General features: G+C 50.9%; 15 protein-coding genes and 4 tRNA genes. 15 read left to right on the forward strand and 4 right to left on the reverse strand.

Annotation, left to right across the window (positions count from 1 at the left end):
* Window positions 1-158: 158 nt before the first annotated feature.
* Window positions 159-332 (reverse strand): hypothetical protein, encoded by a 174-nt coding sequence (locus tag EOS97_RS11230; RefSeq protein ID WP_001541267.1) that lies wholly within the window; start codon window positions 330-332, stop codon window positions 159-161.
* A 19-nt stretch (window positions 333-351) separates the two neighbouring features.
* On the opposite strand from EOS97_RS11230, the gene EOS97_RS11235 reads away from it, so the two are divergent.
* The 14 genes from EOS97_RS11235 to EOS97_RS11300 all read left to right on the forward strand — a co-directional run bounded on the left by EOS97_RS11235 (window position 352) and on the right by EOS97_RS11300 (window position 14910).
* Window positions 352-427 (forward strand) — tRNA-Thr (locus EOS97_RS11235).
* A gap of 8 nt (window positions 428-435) precedes the next feature.
* A tRNA-Tyr gene (locus EOS97_RS11240) sits at window positions 436-520 on the forward strand.
* Between the two features lie 116 nt (window positions 521-636).
* Window positions 637-711, forward strand: a tRNA-Gly gene (locus EOS97_RS11245).
* Between the two features lie 6 nt (window positions 712-717).
* A tRNA-Thr gene (locus EOS97_RS11250) sits at window positions 718-793 on the forward strand.
* Window positions 794-908: 115 nt separating this feature from the next.
* Complete coding sequence (gene tuf / locus EOS97_RS11255) at window positions 909-2093, forward strand: elongation factor Tu (RefSeq protein WP_000031748.1); 1185 nt, start codon at window positions 909-911, stop codon at window positions 2091-2093.
* 229 nt (window positions 2094-2322) lie between these two features.
* Window positions 2323-2706 (forward strand): preprotein translocase subunit SecE, encoded by a 384-nt coding sequence (gene secE / locus EOS97_RS11260; protein ID WP_001275691.1) that lies wholly within the window; start codon window positions 2323-2325, stop codon window positions 2704-2706.
* A gap of 1 nt (window position 2707) precedes the next feature.
* Entirely contained in the window at window positions 2708-3253 is a 546-nt protein-coding gene (nusG, locus tag EOS97_RS11265) for a transcription termination/antitermination protein NusG (RefSeq protein WP_001287521.1), read from the forward strand.
* A 157-nt stretch (window positions 3254-3410) separates the two neighbouring features.
* On the forward strand, window positions 3411-3839 hold the full coding sequence (gene rplK, locus EOS97_RS11270) for a 50S ribosomal protein L11 (protein ID WP_001085926.1): 429 nt from the start codon (window positions 3411-3413) through the stop codon (window positions 3837-3839).
* A gap of 3 nt (window positions 3840-3842) precedes the next feature.
* Window positions 3843-4547 (forward strand): 50S ribosomal protein L1, encoded by a 705-nt coding sequence (rplA, locus tag EOS97_RS11275; RefSeq protein WP_001096676.1) that lies wholly within the window; start codon window positions 3843-3845, stop codon window positions 4545-4547.
* 419 nt (window positions 4548-4966) lie between these two features.
* Window positions 4967-5464, forward strand: a complete 498-nt coding sequence (gene rplJ, locus EOS97_RS11280; RefSeq protein ID WP_001207203.1) for a 50S ribosomal protein L10 — start codon at window positions 4967-4969, stop codon at window positions 5462-5464.
* Window positions 5465-5530: 66 nt separating this feature from the next.
* Window positions 5531-5896, forward strand: coding sequence for a 50S ribosomal protein L7/L12 (gene rplL, locus EOS97_RS11285; protein WP_000028882.1), 366 nt, complete (start codon window positions 5531-5533; stop codon window positions 5894-5896).
* Between the two features lie 317 nt (window positions 5897-6213).
* Window positions 6214-10242, forward strand: a complete 4029-nt coding sequence (gene rpoB / locus EOS97_RS11290; RefSeq protein ID WP_000263105.1) for a DNA-directed RNA polymerase subunit beta — start codon at window positions 6214-6216, stop codon at window positions 10240-10242.
* Between the two features lie 76 nt (window positions 10243-10318).
* Window positions 10319-14542: a DNA-directed RNA polymerase subunit beta' gene (gene rpoC / locus EOS97_RS11295; RefSeq protein ID WP_000653964.1), complete on the forward strand. Its 4224-nt coding sequence runs from the start codon at window positions 10319-10321 to the stop codon at window positions 14540-14542.
* 41 nt (window positions 14543-14583) lie between these two features.
* A complete protein-coding gene (locus EOS97_RS11300; RefSeq protein WP_077906551.1) occupies window positions 14584-14910 on the forward strand; it encodes a hypothetical protein in 327 nt (108 codons plus the stop codon).
* On the opposite strand, the gene EOS97_RS11305 is transcribed toward EOS97_RS11300, so the two are convergent.
* Window positions 14896-15255 carry a hypothetical protein gene (locus EOS97_RS11305; RefSeq protein ID WP_031606606.1) on the reverse strand — a complete coding sequence of 120 codons (360 nt, stop codon included), beginning with the start codon at window positions 15253-15255 and terminating at the stop codon, window positions 14896-14898. The two genes, EOS97_RS11300 and EOS97_RS11305, sit on opposite strands and share 15 nt — an antisense overlap.
* Before the next feature lie 380 nt (window positions 15256-15635).
* On the opposite strand from EOS97_RS11305, the gene EOS97_RS11315 reads away from it, so the two are divergent.
* Complete coding sequence (locus EOS97_RS11315; RefSeq protein ID WP_000400595.1) at window positions 15636-16664, forward strand: type III secretion system effector arginine glycosyltransferase SseK1; 1029 nt, start codon at window positions 15636-15638, stop codon at window positions 16662-16664.
* A gap of 220 nt (window positions 16665-16884) precedes the next feature.
* Here EOS97_RS11315 and thiH read toward each other — a convergent pair whose 3' ends face one another.
* Together thiH and thiG are read right to left on the reverse strand one after the other, a co-directional pair.
* A complete protein-coding gene (gene thiH, locus EOS97_RS11320) occupies window positions 16885-18018 on the reverse strand; it encodes a 2-iminoacetate synthase ThiH (RefSeq protein ID WP_000847488.1) in 1134 nt (377 codons plus the stop codon).
* The gene (gene thiG / locus EOS97_RS11325; RefSeq protein WP_000944079.1) at window positions 18015-18785 is read right to left on the reverse strand and encodes a thiazole synthase; all 771 of its coding nucleotides are present in this window, start codon (window positions 18783-18785) and stop codon (window positions 18015-18017) included. Before thiG ends, thiH begins: the two co-directional genes overlap by 4 nt.

Genomic DNA, 18785 nt, shown 5'->3' on the forward strand with positions numbered 1-18785 from the left:
CCATCCCTGACGTGCAACGGCACGTCACATTTAAGTTAATTTGGACAATGGGCAGGAGGGTAACACCAGATGGGGAGGAATAATAAGAAAAAATCTCGCTGTGAAAGCTATCCCTGAGAAGCAATGTGACGAATATACCAGATACAGAAGATTGCTTTCTATCGACGGAGCGTTGAAATGCCGCGTCGTATCCTGGTCAGACGGTCGGTAAAATGCCGAAAATTTATGCTCTCTTGTTTGAAATTAGAGCATTTTTGTCTCTTATAGCGCAAAATGTGAGCGATAGAACATTTTATGCAATTTTTTAGTTGCATGAGCACGCAGGTCTCCATAGAATGCGCGCTACTTGATGCCGACTTAGCTCAGTAGGTAGAGCAACTGACTTGTAATCAGTAGGTCACCAGTTCGATTCCGGTAGTCGGCACCATCAAGTCCGGTGGGGTTCCCGAGCGGCCAAAGGGAGCAGACTGTAAATCTGCCGTCACAGACTTCGAAGGTTCGAATCCTTCCCCCACCACCATTTTCGGCCGCGCGATGGCGTAGCCCGAGACGATAAGTTCGCTTACCGGCTCGAATAAAGAGAGTTTCTCTCGATATTCAGTGCAGAATGAAAATCAGGTAGCCGAGTTCCAGGATGCGGGCATCGTATAATGGCTATTACCTCAGCCTTCCAAGCTGATGATGCGGGTTCGATTCCCGCTGCCCGCTCCAAGATGTGCTGATATAGCTCAGTTGGTAGAGCGCACCCTTGGTAAGGGTGAGGTCGGCAGTTCGAATCTGCCTATCAGCACCACTTCTTTTCTCCTTCCTGTTTTTCTCTTCTGTTTATTAGCATTCAACAAGTCGGGCGTGTTGCCTGGTTGATGTGGTGATATCACCGATTTATCCGTGTCTTAGAGGGACAATCGATGTCTAAAGAAAAGTTTGAACGTACAAAACCGCACGTTAACGTCGGTACTATCGGCCACGTTGACCATGGTAAAACAACGCTGACCGCTGCCATTACTACCGTACTGGCTAAAACCTACGGCGGTGCCGCTCGCGCATTCGACCAGATCGATAACGCGCCGGAAGAAAAAGCGCGTGGTATCACCATCAACACTTCTCACGTTGAATACGATACCCCGACCCGCCACTACGCACACGTAGACTGCCCGGGGCACGCCGACTATGTTAAAAACATGATCACCGGTGCTGCTCAGATGGACGGCGCGATCCTGGTTGTTGCTGCGACTGACGGCCCGATGCCGCAGACCCGTGAGCACATCCTGCTGGGTCGTCAGGTAGGCGTTCCGTACATCATCGTGTTCCTGAACAAATGCGACATGGTTGATGACGAAGAGCTGCTGGAACTGGTTGAAATGGAAGTTCGTGAACTTCTGTCTCAGTACGACTTCCCGGGCGACGACACTCCGATCGTTCGTGGTTCTGCTCTGAAAGCGCTGGAAGGCGACGCAGAGTGGGAAGCGAAAATCATCGAACTGGCTGGCTTCCTGGATTCTTACATTCCGGAACCAGAGCGTGCGATTGACAAGCCGTTCCTGCTGCCGATCGAAGACGTATTCTCCATCTCCGGTCGTGGTACCGTTGTTACCGGTCGTGTAGAGCGCGGTATCATCAAAGTGGGCGAAGAAGTTGAAATCGTTGGTATCAAAGAGACTCAGAAGTCTACCTGTACTGGCGTTGAAATGTTCCGCAAACTGCTGGACGAAGGCCGTGCCGGTGAGAACGTAGGTGTTCTGCTGCGTGGTATCAAACGTGAAGAAATCGAACGTGGTCAGGTACTGGCTAAGCCGGGCACCATCAAGCCGCACACCAAGTTCGAATCTGAAGTGTACATTCTGTCCAAAGATGAAGGCGGCCGTCATACTCCGTTCTTCAAAGGCTACCGTCCGCAGTTCTACTTCCGTACTACTGACGTGACTGGTACCATCGAACTGCCGGAAGGCGTAGAGATGGTAATGCCGGGCGACAACATCAAAATGGTTGTTACCCTGATCCACCCGATCGCGATGGACGACGGTCTGCGTTTCGCAATCCGTGAAGGCGGCCGTACCGTTGGCGCGGGCGTTGTTGCTAAAGTTCTCGGCTAATCGCTGATAACATTTGACGCAATGCGCAATAAAAGGGCATCATTTGATGCCCTTTTTGCACGCTTTCACACCAGAACCTGGCTCATCAGTGATTTTATTTGTCATAATCATTGCTGAGACAGGCTCTGTAGAGGGCGTATAATCCGAAAGGCGAATAAGCGTTTCGATTTGGATTGCCTCGCGATTGCGGGGTGAAAATGTTTGTAGAATACTTCTGACAGGTTGGTTTATGAGTGCGAATACCGAAGCTCAAGGGAGCGGGCGCGGCCTGGAAGCGATGAAGTGGATAGTTGTTGCCATATTGCTGATCGTCGCAATCGTCGGCAACTACCTCTATCGCGACATGATGCTGCCGCTGCGTGCGCTGGCCGTAGTAATTCTGATTGCTGCAGCGGGTGGTGTCGCGCTGTTGACGACAAAAGGTAAAGCAACCGTTGCTTTTGCCCGTGAAGCGAGAACCGAAGTCCGTAAGGTCATTTGGCCGACTCGCCAGGAAACGCTGCACACCACGCTGATCGTCGCTGCGGTTACCGCAGTTATGTCACTGATCCTGTGGGGACTGGATGGTATTCTGGTTCGCCTGGTATCCTTTATCACTGGCCTGAGGTTCTGAGATGTCTGAAGCACCTAAAAAGCGCTGGTACGTCGTTCAGGCGTTTTCCGGTTTTGAAGGCCGCGTAGCCACATCGCTGCGCGAGCATATCAAATTACACAATATGGAAGAGCTGTTTGGCGAAGTCATGGTGCCGACTGAAGAAGTCGTTGAGATCCGTGGCGGCCAGCGTCGCAAAAGCGAACGCAAATTCTTCCCGGGTTACGTTCTGGTCCAGATGGTCATGAACGACGCAAGCTGGCACCTGGTGCGTAGCGTGCCGCGTGTGATGGGCTTTATCGGCGGTACCTCTGACCGTCCGGCGCCGATCAGCGACAAAGAAGTCGATGCGATCATGAACCGCCTGCAGCAGGTTGGCGATAAGCCGCGGCCGAAAACTCTGTTTGAACCGGGTGAAATGGTTCGTGTTAACGACGGTCCGTTCGCAGACTTTAACGGCGTTGTCGAAGAAGTCGATTATGAGAAGTCTCGCCTGAAAGTGTCTGTTTCTATCTTCGGTCGTGCGACCCCGGTAGAGCTGGACTTCAGCCAGGTTGAGAAAGCGTAAGGCTGCGATCAAAAAAGCAGCGATCTAATCGTTGCATAGGGCGCGAAATTGACATACAATTTCGCGCCTTTTGTTTTTATGGGCCTTATGCTCATAAAGCGATATTTATCACGGGGAGCTTCTTTGAAGCGATACTACCCAATTCGAGGAATTTAGAATGGCTAAGAAAGTACAAGCCTACGTCAAGCTGCAGGTTGCAGCTGGTATGGCGAACCCGAGTCCGCCGGTTGGTCCAGCACTGGGTCAGCAGGGTGTGAACATCATGGAATTCTGCAAAGCGTTCAACGCAAAAACGGATTCCATCGAAAAAGGTCTGCCGATTCCGGTTGTTATTACCGTTTACGCTGACCGTTCTTTCACCTTCGTTACCAAAACGCCTCCGGCAGCTGTTCTGCTGAAAAAAGCGGCTGGTATCAAGTCTGGTTCCGGCAAGCCGAACAAAGACAAAGTAGGTAAAATTTCCCGCGCTCAGCTGCAGGAAATCGCGCAGACCAAAGCTGCCGACATGACCGGTGCCGACATTGAAGCGATGACTCGCTCCATCGAAGGTACTGCACGTTCCATGGGCCTGGTAGTGGAGGACTAAGAAATGGCTAAACTGACCAAGCGTATGCGCGTGATCCGTGAAAAAGTTGATGCGACCAAACAGTACGACATCAACGAAGCTATTGCCCTGCTGAAAGAGCTGGCCACTGCTAAATTCAACGAAAGCGTTGACGTTGCCGTTAACCTCGGCATCGATGCTCGTAAATCTGACCAGAACGTTCGTGGCGCGACTGTACTGCCGCACGGTACTGGCCGTTCTGTTCGCGTTGCCGTATTTACCCAGGGCCCGAACGCTGAAGCAGCTAAAGCTGCTGGCGCTGAGCTGGTAGGTATGGAAGATCTGGCTGACCAGATCAAGAAAGGCGAAATGAACTTCGACGTTGTTATCGCATCCCCGGATGCAATGCGCGTTGTTGGCCAGCTGGGCCAGGTTCTGGGTCCGCGCGGCCTGATGCCAAACCCGAAAGTCGGTACCGTAACGCCGAACGTTGCTGAAGCGGTTAAGAACGCTAAAGCAGGTCAGGTTCGTTACCGTAACGACAAAAACGGCATCATCCACACCACCATCGGTAAAGTGGACTTTGACGCTGACAAACTGAAAGAAAACCTGGAAGCTCTGCTGGTTGCGCTGAAAAAAGCAAAACCGAGCCAGGCGAAAGGCGTGTACATCAAGAAAGTTAGCATCTCCACCACCATGGGTGCTGGCGTTGCCGTTGATCAGGCTGGTCTGAGCGCATCTGCGAACTAAGATTAGTCTTTACGTGGGCGGTGATTTTGTCTACAATCTTACCCCCACGATTCTGTTGAAATATAACAGAGCAGTATGCGAGTCATTTGAATTGCAGCAAGGCAGCAAGTGAGTGAATCGCCAGGAGCATAGTTAACTATGTGACTGGTGTGAACGAGCGCAGCTAACACAGCTGCGGTTCAAAGGACGAAGTCATAGAAAGAATTTGTTCGTTGGAGCCTGGCCTATCCAGGCCTCCGTCGAAGACCGCAGGCGTCTCGCAAGAGGCTTAATCCCCTGCGTAGACGGTGACAGAACGCTAAGATTATTTTTGATACTCTGGCTTGTTTCTGCTCACCGTATTAAGACGCTCTTCTCGTTGAGATGAGTGAAGTGAGTTCCGGAACATGAGTTCCGGCAAACATCCAGGAGCAAAGCTAATGGCTTTAAATCTTCAAGACAAACAAGCGATTGTTGCTGAAGTCAGCGAAGTAGCCAAAGGCGCGCTGTCTGCAGTAGTTGCGGATTCCCGTGGCGTAACTGTAGATAAAATGACTGAACTGCGTAAAGCAGGTCGTGAAGCTGGCGTATACATGCGTGTTGTTCGTAACACCCTGCTGCGTCGCGTCGTTGAAGGTACTCAGTTCGAGTGCCTGAAAGACACGTTTGTTGGTCCGACCCTGATTGCATACTCTATGGAACACCCGGGCGCTGCTGCTCGTCTGTTCAAAGAGTTCGCGAAAGCGAATGCAAAATTTGAGGTCAAAGCTGCAGCCTTTGAAGGTGAGCTGATCCCGGCGTCTCAGATCGACCGCCTGGCAACTCTGCCGACCTACGAAGAAGCAATTGCACGCCTGATGGCAACCATGAAAGAAGCTTCGGCTGGCAAACTGGTTCGCACACTGGCTGCTGTACGCGATGCAAAAGAAGCTGCGTAATCGCAGTTGTCTTTATCAAGCATTTGCTTACGTATAAACTTATTCTGATATTCAGGAACAATTTAAATGTCTATCACTAAAGATCAAATCATTGAAGCAGTATCCGCTATGTCCGTAATGGACGTTGTAGAACTGATTTCTGCAATGGAAGAAAAATTCGGTGTTTCCGCTGCTGCTGCTGTAGCTGTAGCTGCTGGCCCGGCTGAAGCTGCTGAAGAAAAAACTGAATTCGACGTAATTCTGAAAGCTGCTGGCGCTAACAAAGTTGCTGTTATCAAAGCAGTACGTGGCGCAACTGGCCTGGGTCTGAAAGAAGCTAAAGACCTGGTAGAATCTGCTCCGGCCGCTCTGAAAGAAGGCGTGAGCAAAGATGACGCTGAAGCACTGAAAAAATCTCTGGAAGAAGCTGGCGCTGAAGTTGAAGTTAAATAAGCCAACCCTTCCGGTTGCAGCCTGAGAAATCAGGCTGATGGCTGGTGACTTTTTAGTCACCAGCCTTTTTGCGCTGTAAGGCGCCAGTAGCGTTTCACACTGTTTGACTACTGCTGTGCCTTTCAATGCTTGTTTCTATCGACGACTTAATATACTGCGACAGAGCGTACGTTCTGTGTAAATCGCAATGAAATGGTTTAAGCGTGATAGCAACAGGCATTGCGGAAAGTATCCATTTTCCGGTCAACAAAATAGTGTTGCACAAACTGTCCCCCGCAGGACAGATGGGTCGACTTGTCAGCGAGCTGAGGAACCCTATGGTTTACTCCTATACCGAGAAAAAACGTATTCGTAAGGATTTTGGTAAACGTCCACAAGTTCTGGATGTACCTTATCTCCTTTCTATCCAGCTTGACTCGTTTCAGAAGTTTATCGAGCAAGATCCTGAAGGGCAGTACGGCCTGGAAGCAGCCTTCCGTTCCGTGTTCCCGATTCAGAGCTACAGCGGTAATTCCGAGCTGCAGTACGTCAGCTACCGCCTTGGCGAACCGGTGTTTGACGTTCAGGAATGTCAGATCCGTGGCGTGACCTATTCCGCACCGCTGCGCGTAAAACTGCGTCTGGTGATCTACGAGCGCGAAGCGCCGGAAGGCACCGTTAAAGACATTAAAGAACAAGAAGTCTACATGGGCGAAATTCCGCTCATGACCGACAACGGTACCTTTGTTATCAACGGTACTGAGCGTGTTATTGTTTCTCAGCTGCACCGTAGTCCGGGCGTCTTCTTTGACTCCGACAAAGGTAAAACCCACTCTTCGGGTAAAGTGCTGTATAACGCGCGCATCATTCCTTACCGTGGTTCCTGGCTGGACTTCGAATTCGATCCGAAGGACAACCTGTTCGTGCGTATCGACCGTCGCCGTAAACTGCCTGCGACCATCATCCTGCGTGCGCTGAACTACACCACTGAGCAGATCCTTGACCTGTTCTTTGAGAAAGTCGTCTTCGAAATTCGCGACAACAAGCTGCAGATGGAGCTGATTCCAGAACGTCTGCGCGGCGAAACCGCGTCGTTCGATATCGAAGCTAACGGCAAAGTGTACGTTGAAAAAGGCCGTCGCATTACCGCGCGTCACATCCGTCAGCTGGAAAAAGACGATATCAAGCATATCGAAGTTCCGGTTGAGTACATCGCAGGTAAAGTCGTCTCTAAAGACTACGTTGACGAATCCACTGGCGAGCTGATCTGCGCGGCGAACATGGAGCTGAGCCTGGATCTGCTGGCTAAGCTGAGCCAGTCCGGCCACAAACGTATCGAAACGCTGTTTACCAACGATCTGGACCACGGCCCGTACATTTCTGAAACGGTACGCGTCGACCCAACTAACGATCGTCTGAGCGCGCTGGTAGAAATCTACCGCATGATGCGCCCTGGTGAGCCGCCGACTCGTGAAGCGGCTGAAAGCCTGTTCGAGAACCTGTTCTTCTCCGAAGACCGCTATGACCTGTCTGCGGTGGGTCGTATGAAGTTCAACCGTTCTCTGCTGCGCGACGAAATCGAAGGTTCCGGTATCCTGAGCAAAGACGACATCATTGATGTTATGAAAAAGCTCATCGATATCCGTAACGGTAAAGGCGAAGTGGATGATATCGACCACCTCGGCAACCGTCGTATCCGTTCCGTCGGCGAAATGGCGGAAAACCAGTTCCGCGTTGGCCTGGTGCGTGTAGAGCGTGCGGTGAAAGAGCGTCTGTCTCTGGGCGATCTGGATACCCTGATGCCTCAGGATATGATCAACGCCAAGCCGATTTCCGCCGCAGTGAAAGAGTTCTTTGGTTCCAGCCAGCTGTCTCAGTTTATGGACCAGAACAACCCGCTGTCTGAGATTACGCACAAACGTCGTATCTCCGCACTCGGCCCAGGCGGTCTGACCCGCGAACGCGCAGGCTTCGAAGTTCGAGACGTACACCCGACGCACTACGGTCGCGTATGTCCTATCGAAACGCCGGAAGGTCCGAACATCGGTCTGATCAACTCCCTGTCCGTGTACGCACAGACTAACGAATATGGCTTCCTTGAGACGCCGTACCGTCGTGTGGTTGATGGCGTGGTCACTGACGAAATTCATTACCTGTCTGCTATCGAAGAAGGCAACTACGTTATCGCTCAGGCGAACTCCAACCTGGATGACGAAGGCCACTTTGTAGAAGATCTGGTGACCTGCCGTAGCAAAGGCGAATCCAGCTTGTTCAGCCGCGACCAGGTTGACTACATGGACGTTTCCACCCAGCAGGTGGTCTCCGTCGGTGCGTCCCTGATCCCGTTCCTGGAACACGATGATGCCAACCGTGCATTGATGGGTGCGAACATGCAACGTCAGGCGGTTCCGACTCTGCGCGCTGACAAGCCGCTGGTGGGTACCGGTATGGAACGTGCTGTCGCCGTCGACTCCGGTGTTACTGCAGTAGCTAAACGTGGCGGTACTGTTCAGTACGTGGATGCGTCCCGTATCGTTATCAAAGTTAACGAAGACGAGATGTACCCGGGCGAAGCGGGTATCGACATCTATAACCTGACCAAATACACCCGCTCTAACCAGAACACCTGTATCAACCAGATGCCATGTGTGTCTCTGGGCGAGCCGGTTGAACGCGGCGACGTGCTGGCAGACGGTCCGTCCACCGACCTCGGTGAACTGGCGCTCGGTCAGAACATGCGCGTGGCGTTCATGCCGTGGAACGGCTACAACTTCGAAGACTCCATCCTCGTATCCGAGCGTGTTGTTCAGGAAGACCGTTTCACCACCATCCACATTCAGGAACTGGCGTGCGTGTCCCGTGACACCAAGCTGGGGCCGGAAGAGATCACCGCTGATATCCCGAACGTGGGTGAAGCTGCGCTCTCCAAACTGGATGAATCCGGTATCGTTTACATCGGCGCGGAAGTGACCGGCGGCGACATTCTGGTCGGTAAGGTGACGCCGAAAGGTGAAACCCAGCTGACGCCGGAAGAGAAACTGCTGCGTGCGATCTTCGGTGAGAAAGCGTCTGACGTTAAAGACTCTTCTCTGCGCGTACCTAACGGTGTCTCCGGTACGGTGATCGACGTTCAGGTCTTTACTCGCGATGGCGTAGAAAAAGACAAACGTGCTCTGGAAATCGAAGAGATGCAGCTCAAGCAGGCGAAAAAAGACCTGTCTGAAGAACTGCAGATCCTCGAAGCGGGCCTGTTTAGCCGTATCCGTGCGGTGCTGGTGTCCGGCGGCGTTGAAGCTGAGAAGCTCGACAAACTGCCGCGCGACCGCTGGCTGGAACTCGGTCTGACCGACGAAGAGAAACAAAATCAGCTGGAACAACTGGCTGAGCAGTATGACGAACTGAAACACGAGTTCGAGAAAAAACTTGAAGCGAAGCGCCGTAAAATCACCCAGGGCGACGATCTGGCGCCGGGCGTGCTGAAGATCGTGAAGGTCTATCTGGCCGTTAAACGCCGTATCCAGCCGGGTGATAAGATGGCAGGTCGTCACGGTAACAAGGGTGTTATCTCTAAGATCAACCCGATCGAAGACATGCCTTACGATGAAAACGGCACGCCGGTAGACATCGTACTGAACCCGCTGGGCGTACCGTCTCGTATGAACATCGGTCAGATTCTGGAAACCCACCTGGGTATGGCTGCGAAAGGTATTGGCGACAAGATTAACGCCATGCTGAAACAGCAGCAGGAAGTCGCGAAACTACGCGAATTCATCCAGCGTGCCTACGATCTGGGCGCCGACGTTCGTCAGAAAGTCGACCTGAGCACCTTCAGCGATGATGAAGTGCTGCGTCTGGCAGAAAACCTGCGTAAAGGTATGCCGATTGCCACACCAGTGTTTGACGGTGCGAAAGAAGCGGAAATCAAAGAGCTGCTGAAACTGGGCGACCTGCCGACCTCCGGTCAGATCACCCTGTTCGATGGCCGTACGGGTGAACAGTTCGAACGTCCGGTAACCGTCGGTTACATGTACATGCTGAAACTGAACCACCTGGTTGATGACAAGATGCATGCGCGTTCTACCGGTTCTTACAGCCTGGTTACTCAGCAGCCGCTGGGTGGTAAGGCGCAGTTCGGTGGTCAGCGCTTCGGGGAGATGGAAGTGTGGGCGCTGGAAGCTTACGGCGCCGCCTACACCCTGCAGGAAATGCTCACCGTTAAGTCTGATGACGTGAACGGTCGTACCAAGATGTATAAGAACATCGTGGACGGCAACCATCAGATGGAACCGGGTATGCCGGAATCCTTCAACGTTCTGTTGAAAGAGATCCGCTCGCTGGGCATCAACATCGAACTGGAAGACGAGTAATTCTCGCTCAAACAGGTCACTGGTGTCGGGGTAAAACCCGACACCAGATTGTGCTAACTCCGACGGGAGCAAATCCGTGAAAGATTTATTAAAGTTTCTGAAAGCGCAGACTAAAACCGAAGAGTTTGATGCGATCAAAATTGCTCTGGCTTCGCCAGACATGATCCGTTCATGGTCTTTCGGTGAAGTTAAAAAGCCGGAAACCATCAACTACCGTACGTTCAAACCTGAGCGTGACGGCCTTTTCTGCGCCCGTATCTTTGGGCCGGTAAAAGACTACGAGTGCCTGTGCGGTAAGTACAAGCGCCTGAAACACCGTGGTGTTATTTGTGAGAAGTGCGGCGTTGAAGTGACCCAGACCAAAGTACGCCGTGAGCGTATGGGCCACATCGAGCTGGCGTCCCCGACTGCTCACATCTGGTTCCTGAAATCGCTGCCGTCCCGTATCGGTCTGCTGCTCGATATGCCGTTGCGCGATATCGAACGCGTACTGTACTTCGAATCTTATGTGGTTATCGAAGGCGGTATGACCAACCTGGAACGTCAACAGATCCTGACTGAAGAGCAGTATCTGGACGCGCTGGAAGAGTTCGGTGACGAATTCGACGCGAAGATGGGTGCGGAAGCTATCCAGGCCCTGCTGAAGAGCATGGATCTGGAGCAAGAGTGTGAAACTCTGCGCGAAGAGCTGAACGAAACCAACTCCGAAACCAAGCGTAAAAAGCTGACCAAGCGTATCAAACTGCTGGAAGCCTTCGTACAGTCTGGCAACAAGCCAGAGTGGATGATCCTGACCGTTCTGCCGGTTCTGCCGCCAGATCTGCGTCCGCTGGTTCCGCTGGATGGTGGTCGTTTCGCGACTTCTGACCTGAACGATCTGTATCGTCGCGTCATTAACCGTAACAACCGTCTGAAGCGTCTGCTGGATCTGGCTGCGCCGGACATCATCGTACGCAACGAAAAACGTATGCTGCAGGAAGCGGTTGACGCCCTGCTGGATAACGGTCGTCGCGGTCGTGCGATCACCGGTTCTAACAAGCGTCCTCTGAAATCTTTGGCCGACATGATCAAAGGTAAACAAGGTCGTTTCCGTCAGAACCTGCTCGGTAAGCGTGTTGACTACTCCGGTCGTTCTGTTATCACCGTAGGTCCATACCTGCGTCTGCACCAGTGCGGTCTGCCGAAGAAAATGGCGCTGGAGCTGTTCAAACCGTTCATCTACGGCAAGCTGGAACTGCGTGGCCTGGCCACCACCATCAAAGCCGCGAAGAAAATGGTTGAGCGTGAAGAAGCTGTCGTTTGGGATATCCTGGACGAAGTGATCCGCGAACACCCGGTACTGCTGAACCGTGCGCCGACTCTGCACCGTCTGGGTATCCAGGCATTTGAACCGGTACTGATCGAAGGTAAAGCTATCCAGCTGCACCCGCTGGTTTGTGCGGCCTATAACGCCGACTTCGATGGTGACCAGATGGCTGTTCACGTACCGCTGACGCTGGAAGCCCAGCTTGAAGCGCGTGCGCTGATGATGTCTACCAACAACATCCTGTCTCCGGCGAACGGCGAACCTATCATCGTTCCGTCTCAGGACGTGGTACTGGGTCTGTACTACATGACCCGTGACTGTGTTAACGCCAAAGGCGAAGGCATGGTGCTGACTGGCCCGAAAGAAGCTGAGCGTATCTATCGCGCAGGTCTGGCCTCTCTGCATGCGCGCGTTAAAGTGCGTATCACTGAATATGAAAAAGATGAAAACGGCGAATTCGTTGCGCACACCAGCCTGAAAGACACGACCGTTGGTCGCGCCATTCTGTGGATGATCGTACCGAAAGGTCTGCCTTTCTCCATCGTCAACCAGGCGCTGGGCAAGAAAGCGATCTCCAAAATGCTGAACACTTGCTACCGTATTCTGGGCCTGAAACCGACCGTTATTTTTGCGGACCAGACGATGTACACCGGCTTTGCTTATGCAGCGCGTTCAGGTGCGTCCGTTGGTATTGATGACATGGTCATCCCGGAGAAAAAACACGAGATCATTTCTGAAGCGGAAGCTGAAGTTGCTGAGATCCAGGAGCAGTTCCAGTCCGGTCTGGTAACCGCTGGCGAACGCTATAACAAAGTTATCGATATCTGGGCTGCGGCAAACGATCGTGTATCCAAAGCGATGATGGATAACCTGCAAACCGAAACCGTGATTAACCGTGACGGCCAGGAAGAGCAGCAGGTTTCCTTCAACAGCATCTACATGATGGCCGACTCCGGTGCGCGTGGTTCTGCGGCACAGATTCGTCAGCTGGCTGGTATGCGTGGTCTGATGGCGAAGCCGGATGGCTCCATCATCGAAACGCCAATCACCGCGAACTTCCGTGAAGGTCTGAACGTACTCCAGTACTTCATCTCCACCCACGGTGCGCGTAAAGGTTTGGCGGATACCGCACTGAAAACCGCGAACTCCGGTTATCTGACCCGTCGTCTGGTTGACGTCGCGCAGGATCTGGTGGTGACCGAAGATGACTGTGGTACGCACGAAGGTATCCTGATGACCCCGGTTATCGAGGGTGGCGACGTGAAAGAGCCGCTGCGTGACCGCGTTCTTGGTCGTGTGACGGCGGAAGATGTGCTGAAACCGGGTACTGCGGACATTCTGGTTCCACGCAACACGCTGCTGCACGAACAGTGGTGTGACCTGCTGGAAGCAAACTCCGTTGACGCCGTTAAAGTGCGTTCCGTTGTATCCTGCGACACCGACTTTGGTGTATGTGCGCACTGCTATGGTCGTGACCTGGCGCGTGGCCACATCATCAACAAAGGTGAAGCTATCGGCGTTATCGCGGCACAGTCCATCGGTGAACCGGGTACACAGCTGACGATGCGTACGTTCCACATCGGTGGTGCGGCATCGCGTGCGGCTGCTGAATCCAGCATCCAGGTGAAAAACAAAGGTAGCATCAAGCTCAGCAACGTGAAGTCGGTTGTGAACTCCAGCGGTAAACTGGTTATCACTTCTCGTAACACCGAACTGAAGCTGATCGACGAATTCGGTCGTACCAAAGAGAGCTATAAAGTGCCTTATGGCGCTGTCATGGCGAAAGGTGATGGCGAGCAGGTTGCCGGCGGCGAAACCGTGGCAAACTGGGACCCGCACACCATGCCGGTTATCACCGAAGTGAGTGGTTTCATCCGCTTCACTGACATGATCGACGGTCAGACCATTACGCGTCAGACCGACGAACTGACCGGTTTGTCTTCGCTGGTGGTTCTGGATTCGGCTGAACGTACTACCGGTGGTAAAGATCTGCGTCCGGCGCTGAAAATCGTTGATGCTCAGGGTAATGACGTTCTGATCCCGGGTACCGATATGCCTGCGCAGTACTTCCTGCCGGGTAAAGCGATTGTACAGCTGGAAGATGGCGTACAGATCAGTTCTGGTGACACCCTGGCGCGTATTCCGCAGGAATCCGGCGGTACCAAGGATATTACCGGTGGTCTGCCGCGCGTTGCGGATCTGTTCGAAGCGCGTCGTCCGAAAGAGCCGGCAATCCTTGCTGAAATCGCAGGTATCGTTTCCTTCGGTAAAGAAACCAAAGGCAAACGTCGTCTGGTGATTACGCCGGTTGATGGTAGTGACCCGTACGAAGAGATGATTCCGAAATGGCGTCAGCTCAACGTGTTCGAAGGTGAACGTGTAGAACGTGGTGATGTGATTTCCGATGGTCCGGAAGCGCCGCACGACATTCTGCGTCTGCGTGGCGTTCATGCTGTGACGCGTTACATTGTTAACGAAGTTCAGGATGTATACCGTCTGCAGGGCGTTAAGATTAACGATAAACACATCGAAGTTATCGTTCGTCAGATGCTGCGTAAAGCGACCATCGAAAGCGCCGGTAGTTCCGACTTCCTGGAAGGCGAACAGGTTGAATACTCTCGCGTCAAGATCGCTAACCGCGAGCTGGAAGCGAATGGCAAAGTGGGGGCTACCTTCTCCCGCGATCTGTTGGGTATCACCAAAGCGTCTCTGGCAACCGAATCGTTCATCTCTGCCGCATCGTTCCAGGAGACCACGCGTGTCCTGACCGAAGCAGCCGTTGCGGGTAAACGCGACGAACTGCGCGGCCTGAAAGAGAACGTTATCGTGGGTCGTCTGATTCCGGCCGGTACCGGTTATGCGTACCACCAGGATCGTATGCGCCGTCGCGCCGCGGGTGAGCAGCCAGCAACACCGCAGGTCACTGCGGAAGATGCATCTGCCAGCCTGGCAGAGCTGCTGAACGCAGGTCTGGGCGGTTCTGATCACGAGTAATCGTTAAATGGTGGAGGGGTATTTATCCCTCCACCAGCTTCATGCTGGATACCGAATCCCGGGTCGCTTGCCTACAAGGAAAGAAAATGCCAGCGATTATTTCATTAATCTATTTAATGTTTAGTCTTTTGGTATTTACAAAAAAGATAACCATTTCAAACGTTCTGTCCGCTTTTTTATTGTTTCTATCGTTATATATACTTCACCATAAATCATTACTTATATTTATTTATTGTCTTATTATTATTGTCGCCACCGTTATTCTTCATCAAGTCAAAATCAGCGCGGATAAAAAAGCCGTATTTTATTTTTCAATGCCATGCTGGCTCTTGATTTTATCTGTAATTATAAATTTAATGAATAAATGAATTATTTTTTATGACTCTTGTTTCTCGTATTATTGGTGAAAACTCACTATCACTGGTTATATGAATAAATTGTCCAGTTTTTGCATTATATTTTGCCATCGCACAGGGAAGACTATTACCGCCGTTAGCCATAACAAATTTTGCTTTTGTATTACGATAAAGATTGACGCCAGGAATGGGGTCCTGACCGAATGTATAAGGCGTTGGGACAATTACATTATGTTTGTTTGAGAACCACTTTGCTAAAATCCCGTCAACGCCATCAACCGGCGTAATAAAAGTAGAGAATCCACAATACTCAAAATTGAAATTTTTTACCATTGGGTTTGGTTTTTTCTGTAACATTGAGTCCAAATGTGACTTTAAATTTATCCCATAAATCTAAGTTATTAAAGTCTATTGGTTCGCCATTATAAAATGCCTGCTGTTCATACATTAAATGATAAACCTGTTTTATTGATTGTTTACGCGGGACATTTTAAATCATTAAATGGAGTATTTAATTCCATTAAGGTCTTTGTTTGCTCTTATTACAGGAATTATAAATATGATGCCATTTGTGGAATAAAAATAAATTTAATAAATTATTTATTTAATTGCTCACTAGTAGGATATTTATGTATCCATCGGTTAATGCTTAGTTTAACATCTTTTAGCTGACAGCGATTGCAACGCTAAAAACCATGTGCTAATAATCATCATGTAAAATATGTAATGAAGTAAGTATGGAGCATTTAATTGTTATGATCCCACCATTAAATAGATATGTTCCCGCGCTTTCAAAAAATGAATTGGTTAAAACTGTTACCGACAGGGACATTCAGTTTACAACTTTTAATGGAAAAGATTATCCCTTGTGCTTTTTAGATGAGAAAACCCCTCTTCTTTTCCAGTGGTTTGAGCGGAATCCTGCTCGCTTTGGGAAAAATGATATACCTATAATTAACACAGAGAAAAACCCCTACCTTAACAATATCATTAAAGCAGCAACAATTGAAAAAGAACGTCTTATAGGTATTTTTGTAGATGGTGATTTTTTTCCGGGACAAAAGGATGCTTTTTCAAAACTTGAGTATGACTATGAAAACATAAAAGTCATATATAGAAATGATATTGACTTTAGCATGTACGATAAAAAATTATCAGAAATTTATATGGAAAATATTTCTAAGCAAGAATCCATGCCAGAAGAAAAAAGGGATTGTCATTTACTGCAGCTATTGAAAAAAGAATTGAGTGATATTCAAGAGGATAATGATTCATTAATTAAATCTTACTTACTGGATAAAGGCCATGTATGGTTTGATTTTTACAGGAATATGGCTATGTTAAAGGCTGGTCAGTTATTCCTGGAGGCGGATAAGGTTGGGTGTTATGATTTATCAACAAATAGTGGGTGTATATATCTCGATGCTGATATGATTATCACGGAAAAATTGGGGGGTATATATATTCCGGATGGAATCGCTGTTCATGTAGAAAGGATAGATGGCCGTGCTTCTATGGAAAACGGGATAATAGCTGTTGATCGCAATAACCACCCGGCTTTACTTGCTGGATTGGAAATAATGCATACTAAATTTGATGCTGATCCCTATTCCGATGGTGTATGTAATGGAATTAGAAAACATTTTAATTATTCTTTAAATGAAGATTATAATTCTTTTTGCGATTTTATTGAGTTTAAGCATGATAACATTATAATGAATACCAGTCAGTTTACGCAAAGTTCATGGGCGAGGCATGTGCAGTAGCGGAAATGGCAATAATCATGCTATTGAATACATAAAATATTGACATAAACTATCAAATTTCCGCGAAAAAATATTTGTTGCTCAGTTTTCTCTACTACAACCAGCTTTAAAATCGCAGTGCTGTTCAGAACGGACATAAAAAAACGGGAGGTCGATAACAATCTCCCGTTTTTCACATTACGTACTCGCTTGTGAAATACTAATGCGTTTACATACGGGTTCACCGCATTTGCGAAGCGCGCCCCAGCCAACTGTCCCAGTCTTTCCAGACGGGCTGCAATCCTTGCGCGCTTAACGCGCTTGCTACGGTTTCAGGCCGACGGGCATCGTGGGGAGAAAACTGCTCAAGTTCCGGATGATCGTCAGCGTAGCCGCCGGGCTGCGTTTTTGAGAAGGCGCTGACGTTGTTGATTGCCAGAGGAATCACATGGTCTCGAAACCACGGCGATTCGCGGGTGGAGAGTGATAATTCAATTTCCGGTGCCAATAACCGGAAAGCGCAAATCGTTTGCACCAGTTGCTTTTCATCCATCACAGATGCGGGTTCCACACCGCCAGTACACGGACGCAGACGCGGGAAGGAAACAGAATAGCGACTCTGCCAATAGTGTTTCTGCATCCACAACAGATGCTCCGCCACCATATAGCAATCAACCCGCCAGCTGTCGGAAAGCCCGATTAGCGCGCCTAAACCAATTTTGTCGATACCTGCCCGGCCTAACCGATCCGGCGTTTCCAGCCGCCAGAAAAAGTCCTGTTTCTTTCCCTTCAGGTGATGCTGTGCATAAATTGCCTCATGGTAAGTTTCCTGATAAACCATCACGCCATCGATCCCCAGCGTTTTGAGCTCCGCATAGTTTTCTTGCGACAAGGGCTGGACTTCCATCTGTAATGATGAAAATTGACGGCGGATAGCCGGTAAATGACGGCGAAAATAGTCCATGCCGACTTTGGCCTGATGTTCGCCAGTCACCAGCAACAGATGCTCAAAGCCCAGTTTACGGATAGCATCGCACTCCCTTTGAATATCCACCTCATCCAGCGTTTTACGCTTAATGCGGTTGCTCATTGAGAAGCCGCAGTAGGTGCAGTCATTAGCGCAGAGGTTTGAGAGATAAAGCGGCACGTAAAAACTGACAGTATTGCCAAAGCGTTGTCGGGTCAGCCTTTGTGCCCGCTGCGCCATCGGTTCCAGATAATCGGCGGCGGCGGGGGAGAGCAACGCCATCATATCCTCGCGGTCGAGGCGTGAAGCATTCAGCGCGCGCTCCACGTCGGCGGCAGTTTTACCGTTGATGCGCAGGCGAATATCGTCCCACTCCAGTTGCCGCCAACGGTCGCTGAAGGTTTTCATGCTAACGCCTCCAGAAACCCGGTGAGCGGGCTGGTGGCGCTGGCCTGCGAACTTTTGCTTCCTGGCACCGCCTGACGCGCCAGTACTCCCGCTTCTACAGCCAGGCGGAAAGCGGTTGCCATCATCACCGGATCGTCCGCCACGGCAATCGCCGTGTTAACCAGCACCGCATCAGCGCCCATTTCCAGCGCTTGAGCGGCATGGCTGGGCACGCCAATGCCCGCATCAACCACCACCGGTACGGTGGACTGCTGGATAATAATCTCCAACATCGCTTTGGTTTCCAGCCCTTGATTCGAACCGATAGGCGCGCCAAGCGGCATCACCGCCGCGCAGCCGACCTCTTCCAGCCGCTTGCACAACACCGGATCCGCGCCGCAGTAGGGCAGCACCACAAAACCCTGCTTCACCAGCGCCTCGGCGGCTTTTAGCGTTTCGATCGGGTCCGGCAATAGCCAGCGGGCATCCGGGTGGATTTCTAATTTCAACCAGTTTGTGCCCAGCGCTTCACGCGCCAGCTGGGCGGCGAAGATCGCCTCTTCGGCAGTTTTCGCCCCGGAGGTATTGGGCAGCAGCGTGACGCCCGCTTCAATGAGCGGCGCCAGGATAGCGTCGTTGTGCTGACGTAAATCCACGCGTTTCATCGCCAGTGTCACCAACTGGCTACCGGAGGCGCGAATCGCCTCGACCATCAGCTGCGACGAAGCAAATTTTCCGGTACCGGTGAACAGATGCGAATCAAACGTTTTGTCGGCAATACGTAACAT

The organism is Salmonella sp. SSDFZ54 (assembly GCF_004010735.1).
GTDB classification, from domain to species: domain Bacteria; phylum Pseudomonadota; class Gammaproteobacteria; order Enterobacterales; family Enterobacteriaceae; genus Salmonella; species Salmonella enterica.

What these genes read in the sequence shown, in the direction of transcription:
- thiG (WP_000944079.1), bottom strand. Translation starts at nt 18,785, where the DNA reads ATGTTACGTATTGCCGACAAAACGTTTGATTCGCATCTGTTCACCGGT.
- EOS97_RS11230 (WP_001541267.1), bottom strand. Translation starts at nt 332, where the DNA reads ATGGAGACCTGCGTGCTCATGCAACTAAAAAATTGCATAAAATGTTCT.
- EOS97_RS11300 (WP_077906551.1), top strand. Translation starts at nt 14,584, where the DNA reads ATGCTGGATACCGAATCCCGGGTCGCTTGCCTACAAGGAAAGAAAATG.
- rplL (WP_000028882.1), top strand. Translation starts at nt 5,531, where the DNA reads ATGTCTATCACTAAAGATCAAATCATTGAAGCAGTATCCGCTATGTCC.
- tuf (WP_000031748.1), top strand. Translation starts at nt 909, where the DNA reads ATGTCTAAAGAAAAGTTTGAACGTACAAAACCGCACGTTAACGTCGGT.
- thiH (WP_000847488.1), bottom strand. Translation starts at nt 18,018, where the DNA reads ATGAAAACCTTCAGCGACCGTTGGCGGCAACTGGAGTGGGACGATATT.
- rplA (WP_001096676.1), top strand. Translation starts at nt 3,843, where the DNA reads ATGGCTAAACTGACCAAGCGTATGCGCGTGATCCGTGAAAAAGTTGAT.
- rpoB (WP_000263105.1), top strand. Translation starts at nt 6,214, where the DNA reads ATGGTTTACTCCTATACCGAGAAAAAACGTATTCGTAAGGATTTTGGT.
- secE (WP_001275691.1), top strand. Translation starts at nt 2,323, where the DNA reads ATGAGTGCGAATACCGAAGCTCAAGGGAGCGGGCGCGGCCTGGAAGCG.
- EOS97_RS11305 (WP_031606606.1), bottom strand. Translation starts at nt 15,255, where the DNA reads ATGTTACAGAAAAAACCAAACCCAATGGTAAAAAATTTCAATTTTGAG.
- rplJ (WP_001207203.1), top strand. Translation starts at nt 4,967, where the DNA reads ATGGCTTTAAATCTTCAAGACAAACAAGCGATTGTTGCTGAAGTCAGC.
- rplK (WP_001085926.1), top strand. Translation starts at nt 3,411, where the DNA reads ATGGCTAAGAAAGTACAAGCCTACGTCAAGCTGCAGGTTGCAGCTGGT.
- EOS97_RS11315 (WP_000400595.1), top strand. Translation starts at nt 15,636, where the DNA reads ATGGAGCATTTAATTGTTATGATCCCACCATTAAATAGATATGTTCCC.
- nusG (WP_001287521.1), top strand. Translation starts at nt 2,708, where the DNA reads ATGTCTGAAGCACCTAAAAAGCGCTGGTACGTCGTTCAGGCGTTTTCC.